Source organism: Pseudorhodoferax sp. Leaf267 (assembly GCF_001422405.1).
Classification (GTDB): Bacteria; Pseudomonadota; Gammaproteobacteria; order Burkholderiales; family Burkholderiaceae_C; genus Pseudorhodoferax.
Genome location: NZ_LMMV01000024.1, coordinates 23,354 through 35,725 on the forward strand (window position 1 = coordinate 23,354; position 12,372 = coordinate 35,725).

Consider the following 12,372-nt stretch of genomic DNA (forward strand, 5'->3'; position numbering starts at 1 on the left):
GACAAGAGCCGCCGCGCGCAAGCCCGGCGGCTTTTTCTTTGGCGCCCACGCCGTGCATGTTCTGCACAGGCAGAGGCCACAAAATCACCGCTGTTCCACCGCTTATGCACAGGCTTGTCCCATGACGCCTGCTTGTGGGCGCCGTAGCATCCGCCGTTCATTCCGAAGGTCACCATGTCCGCCGCTTACGCCATAGACGAAGATCCGCAGGATCGCCAAATTGCTCAGCTGCGGATCCCCCCGCATTCCATCGAGGCCGAGTCCAGCGTGCTGGGCGGCCTTCTGCTGGACAACAGTGCCTGGGACCGCGTGGGCGATGTGCTCAAGGAGAACGACTTCTATCGGTACGAGCACCGCCTGATCTTTGGTTCCGTGCGCGACCTCGTGAACGGCAACAAGCCGGCGGACGTCATCACGGTCTACGAGCAGTTGCAGTCGGTCGGCAAGTCCGAAGATGTCGGGGGCCTGGCCTACCTCAACTCCCTGGCGCAGTTCGTGCCCAGCGCTGCCAACATCCGGCGTTACGCAGAGATCGTGCGTGAGCGGGCCGTGCTGCGCAAGCTGGTCACGGCCAGTGACGAGATCGCCACGAGTGCGTTCAACACCCAGGGCCGCGCGGTCGAGAAGATCCTGGACGAGGCCGAGCAAAAGATATTCAACATTGGCGAAGAGGGCTCGCGCAACAAGCAGGGTTTCCAGGCCATGGACTCGCTCGTTGTGGACCTGTTGGACCGCGTGCAGGAGATGGCGGACAACGCTAACGACGTGACCGGCGTGCCCACCGGCTTCTACGACCTGGACCGCATGACGTCGGGCCTGCAGGCCGGCGACATGGTGGTGCTGGCGGCGCGTCCGTCGATGGGCAAGACCGCGTTCGCCGTGAACATCGCCGAGCATGTGGCGCTAAACGAAGGGCTGCCGGTTGCCATCTTCTCGATGGAAATGGGCGCGGCGCAGCTGGCGGTGCGGATCGTGGGCTCCATCGGCCGCATCGACCAGGGCCATCTGCGTACTGGCAAGCTCACCGATGACGAGTGGCCGCGCCTGACGGAGGCCATCGAGAAGCTGCGAACGATTTCTCTGCATATCGACGAGAGCCCGGGCCTTACCCCAAGCGAACTTCGCGCCAATGCGCGGCGCCTGGCGCGCCAATGCGGCAAGCTTGGCCTGATCGTGGTCGACTACCTGCAGTTGATGAGCGGCTCGTCCGAAGGCGGCGGCGACAACCGCGCGACCGAGCTCGGCGAGATCTCTCGTGGTCTGAAGATGCTGGCCAAGGAACTGCAGTGCCCCGTGATCGCGCTGTCGCAGCTGAACCGCAGCGTGGAGCAGCGACCCGACAAGCGTCCGATGATGAGCGACTTGCGCGAGTCCGGTGCCATCGAACAGGACGCCGACATCATCATGTTCATCTACCGCGACGAGTACTACACCAAGGACGCCTGCAAGGAGCCTGGCGTCGCAGAAGTCATCATTGCCAAGCAGCGGAACGGCCCGACCGGAACGGTCAAGCTCGCCTTCCTGCGCAACATCACGAAGTTCGAGAGCCTGGCGGCCGGCTACGAAGGCGGTGGCTACTGATGGCACATGCTCCGATCACACACGCCGACATCGAGGCGGCAGCGCATCGCCTCCGCCTGGGCCCAGCTGGTTTCCTGCGCGAAACGCCGCTGTGGCGGCTGCCCGGTCGGGCGCTGGGCCTGGCTTGTGCCGAGGTGTGGCTCAAGCTGGAGCAGCTGCAGGTATCGGGCAGCTTCAAAGCGCGCGGCATGCTGCATCGGTTGCTGGCCCAACCGATTCCGGCCAGCGGCGTGGTCGTGGCCTCGGGTGGGAATGCCGGCATCGCCACTGCTGCTGCGGCGCAGGCGCTGGGCGTGCGGTGCGAGGTTTTTGTTCCGACCATCAGCGCACCAGCCAAGCAGGCACGCTTGCGGGCCCTGGGGGCCGAACTGGTCGTAGTGGGGGATGCATATGCGCAGGCGCTTGCCGCCTGTCTGGCGCGGCAGGCGGAAACGGGCGCCTTGTTGACGCATGCCTACGACCAGGCGGATGTGGTGGCAGGCGCGGGCACGCTGGCGCGTGAGATTGAAAGCCAGGCTGGCTCGGCGCCTGACAGCGTGCTGGTGAGCGTGGGCGGTGGCGGCCTGATCGGCGGCATCGCGGCCTGGTTCGAACAGCGCGCGAGCGTCGTCGCGCTGGAGCCTGCGCTGGCGCCCACGCTGTACCGGGCGCGGGCGGCGGGCGAACCGGTCGATGTCGAGGTCGGTGGCATTGCGGCAGATTCGCTGGGCGCGCGTCGCATCGGTGGCATCGCCTGGGGCATCACGCAGCGCCATGTGCCAACGGCGTTGCTGCTGGACGATCTTGCGATCCGCGCAGCGCAGCAATGGCTGTGGCGTGAACTGCGCCTGGCCGTCGAGCCTGCGGCGGCACTGGGCCTGGCGGCTCTGCAGAGCGGCGCTTACGTCCCTCGTGCAGACGAGCGCGTCTGCCTGGTGGTCTGCGGCGGCAATGTCGATCCGGCCAGCCTGTCCTGATTTTTTGCAAACCTAGAATCGAACGATGCTGGACATCAACCTGTTGAGAAAAGACCTGGACTCGGTCGTCGCGCGCTTGGAGAAGCGCAAGAGCCCCCAACCTTATCTGGATGTCGCCGCGTTCAAGGCGCTGGAGTCCGAACGCAAGACTCTGCAGACGCGTACTGAAGAATTGCAGTCGCGTCGCAATGCCTTGAGCAAGCAGATCGGGCAGCTGAGGGCCAAGGGCGAAAGTGCCGAAGCGGTGATGTCTGAGGTCAACACGCTGAAGACCGAGCTCGACGCTTCGGCCGCGCGCTTGGACCAACTCCAGCCTGAACTCCATGACCTGCTGCTGGCCGTGCCCAACCTGCCGCACGATAGCGTGCCGGAGGGTGCCGACGAGCATGCCAATGTCGAGCTGCGTCGCTGGAGCCCGACAGGGCAGGATCCGCAGCCGCTCGGCTTCGCGCCGCGGGATCACGTGGATCTGGGCACGCCGCTGGGCCTGGATTTTGAGATGGGCGTGAAGCTGTCGGGCGCACGCTTCACGGTCATGCAGGGACCTATTGCGCGGCTGCACCGTGCGCTTTCGCAGTTCATGCTGGACATGCAGACCCAGCAGCATGGCTACACCGAGTGCTACGTCCCTTATATCGTCAATGCGGAGACGCTGCGTGGCACGGGGCAACTGCCCAAGTTCGAGGGCGACCTGTTCGCAGCCAAGAAGGGTGGCCAGGAGGGCGAGGAACTGCCGGACAACACGGCGCTGTACCTGATCCCGACCAGCGAGGTTCCACTGACCAATTTCGTGCGCAACGAGATCGTCCCGGTGGCCGATCTGCCGATCCGACTCACAGCGCACACCCCGTGCTTTCGGTCCGAAGCAGGCAGCGCTGGCCGGGACACGCGTGGACTGATCAGGCAGCACCAGTTCGACAAGGTTGAAATGGTGCAGATCGTCCATCCGGAGAAGAGTTATGAAGCGCTGGACGAGATGACCGGTCACGCTGAAGCGGTGCTGAAGGCGCTAGGCCTGCCGTACCGCGTGATGTGCCTGTGCACCGGCGACATGGGCTTCAGTGCCACGCGCACGCATGACCTGGAAGTATGGCTGCCGGCGCAGAACACTTACCGCGAGATCAGCTCCGTCTCCAACTGCGAAGCGTTTCAGGCAAGGCGGCTGCAGGCGCGTTTCAAGAATGCGCAGGGCAAGAGCGAGTGGCTCCACACGCTGAACGGCTCTGGCCTTGCCGTAGGGCGTACGCTGGTTGCTGTGCTCGAGAATTACCAGACCGTTGATGGTTCCGTCACGGTTCCGGAGGTGTTGCGGAGCTACCTGGGCGGAACAGCGGTCTTAGCCTGCTAGAATCAAAGGCTTCCTGCAGCGCCTGGCGACCACCGGCGCATCGAGGCAGGTGGATCCAGGAGAGATGGCAGAGTGGTCGAATGCGCCGGACTCGAAATCCGGTATACGGTCAAACGTATCCAGGGTTCGAATCCCTGTCTCTCCGCCAAGTGCCGGCCACGGGTGCCTTCAGGGTGTCCAGGCAGGTAGCGCACTTGGCGTCAAACAGAAAGTTTGAACGGGTCGAAAAAAGTTTGACGTTTCTTCAAAAAGCGGTATATACTGCGAGGCTGCGCTGATCACAGCGCGCCGCAAAGAAAGCATGTTAGACGATGAGTCTGGTGTGCTGAGATCTTTAAAAACATACAGCCGATAAGCGTGGGCGTTTGGGTGAAGTTGCCAAGTTCTTCGGAACAAGTGCTACTGGCACTTAAATGCTCATGAGAATGGAAGTGGATTCACTTCAATTCCGTTTTAATGAGTGAACTCGAGAGAGTATAAATTTCAAGATCGAACTATAGAGTTTGATCCTGGCTCAGATTGAACGCTGGCGGCATGCCTTACACATGCAAGTCGAACGGCAGCACGGGAGCAATCCTGGTGGCGAGTGGCGAACGGGTGAGTAATATATCGGAACGTGCCCAGTCGTGGGGGATAACGCAGCGAAAGCTGTGCTAATACCGCATACGATCTGTGGATGAAAGCGGGGGACTCGCAAGGGCCTCGCGCGATTGGAGCGGCCGATATCAGATTAGCTAGTTGGTGGGGTAAAGGCCTACCAAGGCGACGATCTGTAGCTGGTCTGAGAGGACGACCAGCCACACTGGAACTGAGACACGGTCCAGACTCCTACGGGAGGCAGCAGTGGGGAATTTTGGACAATGGGCGCAAGCCTGATCCAGCAATGCCGCGTGCAGGATGAAGGCCTTCGGGTTGTAAACTGCTTTTGTACGGAACGAAAAGGTTTGCCTTAATACGGCGGGCTCATGACGGTACCGTAAGAATAAGCACCGGCTAACTACGTGCCAGCAGCCGCGGTAATACGTAGGGTGCGAGCGTTAATCGGAATTACTGGGCGTAAAGCGTGCGCAGGCGGTAATGTAAGACAGATGTGAAATCCCCGGGCTCAACCTGGGACCTGCATTTGTGACTGCATTGCTGGAGTGCGGCAGAGGGGGATGGAATTCCGCGTGTAGCAGTGAAATGCGTAGATATGCGGAGGAACACCGATGGCGAAGGCAATCCCCTGGGCCTGCACTGACGCTCATGCACGAAAGCGTGGGGAGCAAACAGGATTAGATACCCTGGTAGTCCACGCCCTAAACGATGTCAACTGGTTGTTGGGTCTTCACTGACTCAGTAACGAAGCTAACGCGTGAAGTTGACCGCCTGGGGAGTACGGCCGCAAGGTTGAAACTCAAAGGAATTGACGGGGACCCGCACAAGCGGTGGATGATGTGGTTTAATTCGATGCAACGCGAAAAACCTTACCCACCTTTGACATGTACGGAACTTGCCAGAGATGGCTTGGTGCTCGAAAGAGAGCCGTAACACAGGTGCTGCATGGCTGTCGTCAGCTCGTGTCGTGAGATGTTGGGTTAAGTCCCGCAACGAGCGCAACCCTTGTCATTAGTTGCTACATTTAGTTGGGCACTCTAATGAGACTGCCGGTGATAAACCGGAGGAAGGTGGGGATGACGTCAAGTCCTCATGGCCCTTATAGGTGGGGCTACACACGTCATACAATGGCTGGTACAAAGGGTTGCCAACCCGCGAGGGGGAGCTAATCCCATAAAACCAGTCGTAGTCCGGATCGCAGTCTGCAACTCGACTGCGTGAAGTCGGAATCGCTAGTAATCGTGGATCAGAATGTCACGGTGAATACGTTCCCGGGTCTTGTACACACCGCCCGTCACACCATGGGAGCGGGTTCTGCCAGAAGTAGTTAGCCTAACCGCAAGGAGGGCGATTACCACGGCAGGGTTCGTGACTGGGGTGAAGTCGTAACAAGGTAGCCGTATCGGAAGGTGCGGCTGGATCACCTCCTTTCTGGAAACTGCAACGCAGCTCAAACGCTCACACTTATCGGTTGTTGGAAGGTTGTCGCTAATGGTCGGATGCAAGTTCGCCTACTGAAGCGACCGGCTTGGGTCTGTAGCTCAGTTGGTTAGAGCACCGTCTTGATAAGGCGGGGGTCGTTGGTTCGAAACCAACCAGACCCACCATTCCTCCAATATCCTATTGCGTTCATGGGGGTGTAGCTCAGCTGGGAGAGCGGCTGCTTTGCAAGCAGTAGGTAGCGGGTTCGAGTCCTGTCACCTCCACCAACTTATCCAATATATCAACACCAAAGTGGCTTTGCGAAAGGCTGCTTTGTTGTTGGTCAAGATCTCTTGATCAATCGGCTGTTCTTTAAAAATTCATAGAGTTCGAAATCAGCGTTGCTGGTGGAAACTGCACATTCGTAAAGGTTTAGTGCAGACCGTGCCGCCAGTGACAAAATTTTGATTGCGTCAAAATGAATATCAAACTTTGTTTGAAATTCTAGTATTCAAGTGATTGAATTACGGCATAACGCGTCAGGTGAAAGACCTGACATATTCCTTGAGTAATTTTGATCTTCGACAAGAGGTGTCAAAGTTATAGGGTCAAGTGAATAAGAGCACGTGGTGGATGCCTTGGCAATGATAGGCGACGAAGGACGTGATAGCCTGCGATAAGCTTCGGGGAGCTGGCAAATTAGCTTTGATCCGGAGATTTCCGAATGGGGAAACCCACCTAGTGATAGGTATCGCATGATGAATACATAGTCATGCGAGGCGAACCGGGTGAACTGAAACATCTCAGTAGCTCGAGGAAAAGACATCAACCGAGATTCCGAAAGTAGTGGCGAGCGAAATCGGAAAAGCCTGTTAGTGATAGCACGACTCTTAACGGAACAGCTTGGAAAGGCTGGCCATAGTGGGTGATAGCCCCGTACGTGAAAAGAGACGTGTGGTACTAAGTTAACGAAAAGTAGGGCGGGACACGTGAAATCCTGTCTGAATATGGGGGGACCATCCTCCAAGGCTAAATACTCATCATTGACCGATAGTGAACTAGTACCGTGAGGGAAAGGCGAAAAGAACCCCGGGAGGGGAGTGAAATAGATCCTGAAACCGCGTGCTTACAAAAAGTAGGAGCCTCGCAAGGGGTGACTGCGTACCTTTTGTATAATGGGTCAGCGACTTACATTCAGTGGCAAGCTTAACCGAATAGGGAAGGCGTAGGGAAACCGAGTCCGAACAGGGCGTCTTAGTCGCTGGGTGTAGACCCGAAACCAAGTGATCTATCCATGGCCAGGATGAAGGTGCCGTAACAGGTACTGGAGGTCCGAACCGACTAGTGTTGCAAAACTAGCGGATGAGCTGTGGATAGGGGTGAAAGGCTAAACAAACTTGGAAATAGCTGGTTCTCTCCGAAAACTATTTAGGTAGTGCCTCAAGTATTACCTGCGGGGGTAGAGCACTGTTTTGGCTAGGGGGTCATGGCGACTTACCAAACCAAGGCAAACTCCGAATACCGCAGAGTACAGCTTGGGAGACAGAGCACCGGGTGCTAACGTCCGGACTCAAGAGGGAAACAACCCAGACCGCCAGCTAAGGTCCCTAAAATTGGCTAAGTGGGAAACGAAGTGGGAAGGCTAAAACAGTCAGGATGTTGGCTTAGAAGCAGCCATCATTTAAAGAAAGCGTAATAGCTCACTGATCGAGTCGTCCTGCGCGGAAGATGTAACGGGGCTAAGCCAGTTACCGAAGCTGCGGATTTGCAATTTATTGCAAGTGGTAGGAGAGCGTTCTGTAAGCCTGTGAAGGTGGCTTGTAAAGGCTGCTGGAGGTATCAGAAGTGCGAATGCTGACATGAGTAGCGTTAAAGGGGGTGAAAAGCCCCCTCGCCGTAAGCGCAAGGTTTTCTACGCAACGTTCATCGGCGTAGAGTGAGTCGGCCCCTAAGGTGAGGCAGAGATGCGTAACTGATGGGAAACAGGTCAATATTCCTGTACCGATGTGTAGTGCGATGTGGGGACGGATCTTAATAGGTCATCCGGGTGTTGGATATCCCGGTTTAGGCAGATGTAGGCGACAGGTAGGCAAATCCGCCTGTCATATACCGAGGCTGTCGATCGAGCGAACTTGTTCGCGAAGTGATTGAACGAGGTTCCAGGAAAAGCCACTAAGCTTCAGCTACACACGACCGTACCGCAAACCGACACTGGTGCGCGAGATGAGTATTCTAAGGCGCTTGAGAGAACTCGGGAGAAGGAACTCGGCAAATTGACACCGTAACTTCGGAAGAAGGTGTGCCCTAGTAGTGTGAAGTGAACAACGGAGCATGAATGGGTTGCAAAAAATCGGTGGCTGCGACTGTTTATTAAAAACACAGCACTCTGCAAACACGAAAGTGGACGTATAGGGTGTGACGCCTGCCCGGTGCTGGAAGATTAAATGATGGGGTGCAAGCTCTTGATTGAAGTCCCAGTAAACGGCGGCCGTAACTATAACGGTCCTAAGGTAGCGAAATTCCTTGTCGGGTAAGTTCCGACCTGCACGAATGGCGTAACGATGGCCACACTGTCTCCTCCCGAGACTCAGCGAAGTTGAAATGTTTGTGATGATGCAATCTCCCCGCGGAAAGACGGAAAGACCCCATGAACCTTTACTGTAGCTTTGTATTGGACTTTGAACAGATCTGTGTAGGATAGGTGGGAGGCTTTGAAGTGTGGTCGCTAGATCACATGGAGCCAACGTTGAAATACCACCCTGGTGTGTTTGAGGTTCTAACCTAGGTCCATTATCTGGATCGGGGACAGTGCATGGTAGGCAGTTTGACTGGGGCGGTCTCCTCCCAAAGTGTAACGGAGGAGTTCGAAGGTACGCTAGTTACGGTCGGACATCGTGACGATAGTGCAATGGCATAAGCGTGCTTAACTGCGAGACTGACAAGTCGAGCAGATGCGAAAGCAGGACATAGTGATCCGGTGGTTCTGTATGGAAGGGCCATCGCTCAACGGATAAAAGGTACTCTGGGGATAACAGGCTGATACCGCCCAAGAGTTCATATCGACGGCGGTGTTTGGCACCTCGATGTCGGCTCATCTCATCCTGGGGCTGTAGCCGGTCCCAAGGGTATGGCTGTTCGCCATTTAAAGAGGTACGTGAGCTGGGTTTAAAACGTCGTGAGACAGTTTGGTCCCTATCTTCCGTGGGCGCTGCAGATTTGAGGAAGCCTGCTCCTAGTACGAGAGGACCGGAGTGGACGCACCTCTGGTGTATCGGTTGTCACGCCAGTGGCATTGCCGAGTAGCTATGTGCGGAAGAGATAACCGCTGAAAGCATCTAAGCGGGAAACTCGTTCCAAGATGAGATCTGCCGGGGCCTTGAGCCCCCTGAAGAGTCGTTCAAGACCAGGACGTTGATAGGTCAGGTGTGGAAGCGCAGCAATGCGTTAAGCTAACTGATACTAATTGCTCGTGCGGCTTGACCCTATAACTTTGATCTCTCATGATCAAAGTCGTTATGCCAAGTTGACGCAATCAAATACGGTCCCACAGGACCAGCTGATACAACTCTATGAATTCGCCAGGCTGGCCCAAAACCAGCCCAGCAACAAGTTATGCCTGATGACCATAGCGAGGTGGTCCCACTCCTTCCCATCCCGAACAGGACAGTGAAACGCCTCCGCGCCGATGATAGTGCGGGTTCCCGTGTGAAAGTAGGTCATCGTCAGGCTCCTACAGCCCTAAAACGCCCAGACCTCCTAAAGGTCTGGGCGTTTTACTTTGCGCGGAANTAGTGCGGGTTCCCGTGTGAAAGTAGGTCATCGTCAGGCTCCTACAGCCCTAAAACGCCCAGACCTCCTAAAGGTCTGGGCGTTTTACTTTGCGCGGAAAAACGCAGGTTGGCCACCAGTTTCATTGCCTCAAGCATTGGCTAGGCAAGCGTGGTAGTCCGCCCTGCAAAGCCTCTGCAACCCGCGTGAACGCTGGGTTTTGCGCCAGTTCCGCTGGGTGTTGGATCCCCCGAGAATCTTCACATCCGATTCTGAGGTTGCCCCGAACCCTGGAGTGCATAGCCCCAGCCCGGAAAATGCCGGGACGGGAGCATGAATTGAACGAGAAGCAAACGAGAGCGAAGTACACGCTGGAGTTCAAGCAGGAGGCTGTGCGGCAGGTCAAGGCCGGACGTGCCGCATCGGCCGTAGCCGCGACGCTGGGCATGCCCAAGGCGAGCCTGACGAACTGGGTGCGGGCCGATGCGAAGGGCCAGTTGGCGGTGACGCTCGAAAGCAAGGCCGCAACGCCGACGGTCACGCCCGAGCAGGCGGAGATTGCGCGGTTGAAGGCGCAGGTGGCCCGGTTGACGATGGAGCGCGACATCGCAAAAAAAGCCGCGGCGTACTTTGCGCAGGACGTGTTGCAAGGTACGCCTGGATTTTCTCGATGAAGGGGCGCTGGCCGATCACGCTGATGTGCCAGGTGCTGCAAGTCAGCGCCAGCGGGTATTTCCGCTGGGATGCCTGCACGCGCGGCACCAAGCACGGTGGGCGCAGGCGACACAGCGACGACGCCTTGCTGGTCCACATCCGCGCCATCCACGAGCAGTTGCGCGGCGAGTACGGCTGGCCGCGCATGCACCGTGAGCTGCTGGCCCGCGGCCTGCGCGTGGGCAAGGAGCGGGTTCGCCGCTTGATGCAGCGCCACGGCATCCGGGCCAAGGGCAAGCGCAAGTTCGTCGTGATCACCGACAGCGCGCACCGCTTGCCAGTGGCCCCGGACCTTGTGCAGCGCCGCTTTACGCCGGCAGCGCCCAACGTACTGTGGAGCGGTGACATCACGTACATCGCCACCGACGAGGGTTGGCTGTACCTGGCCGCCGTGCTGGACCTGCACAGCCGCCAGGTGGTGGGCTGGAGCCTGCAGGCGCACATGCAGACCTCGCTGGTCAAGGACGCGCTGCTGATGGCCTGCTTTCGACGCAGACCGGCCGCGGGCCTGATCTTTCACAGCGACAGGGGCAGCCAGTATTGCAGCCAGGACTTCCAGGACACTTTGACAGCCTGGGGCGTACGCAGCTCGATGTCCCGCAACGGCAACTGCTGGGACAACGCCCCCACCGAGAGCCTGTGGGGGCGACTGAAGACGGCCTGCGTTCACGGCCGGCGGTTTGCCTCGCGCGAGCAGGCCAGGCAGGTGGTCATGGACTGGATCGCCTTCTACAACCACTCGCGGCTACATTCGGCGCTGGGCTACCTCAGCCCGATGCAGTTCGAACAACGCTGGTTGGCGGCGCAGCGCTGGTTGGCGGCGCAGCACAAATCTGCCGCTTGAAGTCGGGCTACGCACTCCGGTTGTCCAGGGGCAACCTCAGGGGCAGGTCACTTGAGCCTGACGGATCAGCAGCGGCGATGGCTTAGGCGGCGCCAGGCGGTGGAGCCGGCCATCGGGCACCTGAAGCACGACAGCGCCATGGACTGGTGCTGGCTGCACGGCGCCAGCGGCGATGCGCTGCACGCAAGGCTGTGCGCGGCGAGGTACAACATCCGCTGGCTGCTCCGGGCCATCGTGCGCCTGGGACTGAAGGGCCTTTTTGCGCCCCTACTCGCGCTGCTCACAACGTTGGCCACAGCGCTCGCCGCTGCTCTGGGAATGGGAAACGCCGGCGCGCATCGGACGGCTTGGTCGGCTGGGTGAATTTTGCAGGGCCGACTACTTACGGTCGTCAACCAGGCATGCCGAGCATGCCGAGATCCACAGCCTGGCCAATCGGCTAGCAGAACCCGGCCACGCGCTGGACGAGGCCTCAGAGCTGGCTGATGCCGTGGCTACCATTGGCCCGCTGGCAGAGGCCACGAGCAAACGCATCGGGACCGCGTCCATGGACTGGAGTCTGGGCAAAACGTCCGAGCACGGCCGCCCGATTGCAGCGCCGGTCTGTATGTTGGCCGATGCCGGCGAGGCTCCGCTGCCCCTCGCGGAAAGCGCGCGCCGGATTGGACAGCGCGGCCCCAGCCGCGCGCTTCAACTCAGCGGCTTGAAATGACGGTGCGCTTCGTGCGCATGCGGTTGCGTGTGGCTATGCACATCGGCAGCGAGCGGCACGATGGCAGCACAGCGGTCTCCAGGCAGTCGCGGTGGTCCGGGTGGGTGTGCAGGCTGGTCTGCGCAAGATCAAGGTGGTCCTGCTGCAGGTCGAGCACACGGCGCGTGACGGTCTGGTCGTGGTGGTCGTAGACATAAGTCACGCTGGCCACGCAGAAGTTGCCGGGCCGGCGTACCCGGGTGGGGGCGTGCGAGATCTCGTGCACGTCCTTGGACAGCGTGGCGTCGCCCAGACGCGAGCGGATCAGATCGCGCACGGCCTCGGAACGGTTCTCGTAGCCCTTGGCCGCGATCAGCGCATCGAACTGCTGGGCCAGCGCGTCGTCCAGCGAAATGGTGAAGCGTTGCATGGGCCGAGTGTGCAGCAAGGT

At 58.8% G+C, this 12,372-nt stretch carries 5 protein-coding genes, 3 tRNA genes, 3 rRNA genes and 1 pseudogene; 11 read left to right on the forward strand and 1 reads right to left on the reverse strand.

Features of this window, described 5'->3' with window-relative positions; translation table 11 throughout:
- The first annotated feature begins 174 nt into the window (after window positions 1–174).
- The 11 genes and pseudogenes from dnaB to ASF43_RS23790 form a co-directional block, all read left to right on the forward strand.
- A complete protein-coding gene (gene dnaB, locus ASF43_RS23735) occupies window positions 175–1,581 on the forward strand; it encodes a replicative DNA helicase (protein WP_056186753.1) in 1,407 nt (468 codons plus the stop codon).
- Entirely contained in the window at window positions 1,581–2,537 is a 957-nt protein-coding gene (locus ASF43_RS23740; protein WP_056186756.1) for a threonine/serine dehydratase, read from the forward strand. The genes dnaB and ASF43_RS23740 overlap by 1 nt, the downstream gene beginning before the upstream one ends.
- 25 nt (window positions 2,538–2,562) lie before the next feature.
- Window positions 2,563–3,885 carry a serine--tRNA ligase gene (serS, locus tag ASF43_RS23745; protein ID WP_056186759.1) on the forward strand — a complete coding sequence of 441 codons (1,323 nt, stop codon included), beginning with the start codon at window positions 2,563–2,565 and terminating at the stop codon, window positions 3,883–3,885.
- 58 nt (window positions 3,886–3,943) lie between these two features.
- Window positions 3,944–4,033, forward strand: a tRNA-Ser gene (locus tag ASF43_RS23750).
- 343 nt (window positions 4,034–4,376) lie between these two features.
- A 16S ribosomal RNA gene (locus ASF43_RS23755) occupies window positions 4,377–5,913 on the forward strand.
- Window positions 5,914–6,012: 99 nt separating this feature from the next.
- Window positions 6,013–6,089, forward strand: a tRNA-Ile gene (locus tag ASF43_RS23760).
- Between the two features lie 26 nt (window positions 6,090–6,115).
- Window positions 6,116–6,191 (forward strand) — tRNA-Ala (locus tag ASF43_RS23765).
- Between the two features lie 319 nt (window positions 6,192–6,510).
- Window positions 6,511–9,388: ribosomal RNA gene (locus ASF43_RS23770) — 23S ribosomal RNA — on the forward strand.
- Window positions 9,389–9,519: 131 nt separating this feature from the next.
- A 5S ribosomal RNA gene (gene rrf, locus ASF43_RS23775) occupies window positions 9,520–9,632 on the forward strand.
- Together the 16S, 23S and 5S rRNA genes with 3 tRNA genes alongside form the textbook arrangement of a ribosomal RNA operon.
- 378 nt (window positions 9,633–10,010) lie before the next feature.
- A protein-coding gene (locus tag ASF43_RS23785) for an IS3 family transposase (protein WP_156373497.1) occupies window positions 10,011–11,230 on the forward strand; the annotation gives its coding sequence in 2 pieces (ribosomal slippage) (window positions 10,011–10,281 and window positions 10,281–11,230; 1,221 coding nt in all).
- A gap of 54 nt (window positions 11,231–11,284) precedes the next feature.
- Window positions 11,285–11,593: pseudogene (locus ASF43_RS23790) on the forward strand (IS5/IS1182 family transposase); the annotation flags it as partial.
- A 332-nt stretch (window positions 11,594–11,925) separates the two neighbouring features.
- Here the strand turns inward: ASF43_RS23790 and nikR are convergent.
- The gene (gene nikR, locus ASF43_RS23795; RefSeq protein WP_056186767.1) at window positions 11,926–12,351 is read right to left on the reverse strand and encodes a nickel-responsive transcriptional regulator NikR; all 426 of its coding nucleotides are present in this window, start codon (window positions 12,349–12,351) and stop codon (window positions 11,926–11,928) included.
- Window positions 12,352–12,372 lie beyond the last annotated feature (21 nt).

Bases quoted from the DNA above. Each gene is read 5' to 3' on its own strand.
- nikR (WP_056186767.1), bottom strand. From the start codon at position 12,351: ATGCAACGCTTCACCATTTCGCTGGACGACGCGCTGGCCCAGCAGTTC.
- serS (WP_056186759.1), top strand. From the start codon at position 2,563: ATGCTGGACATCAACCTGTTGAGAAAAGACCTGGACTCGGTCGTCGCG.
- dnaB (WP_056186753.1), top strand. From the start codon at position 175: ATGTCCGCCGCTTACGCCATAGACGAAGATCCGCAGGATCGCCAAATT.
- ASF43_RS23740 (WP_056186756.1), top strand. From the start codon at position 1,581: ATGGCACATGCTCCGATCACACACGCCGACATCGAGGCGGCAGCGCAT.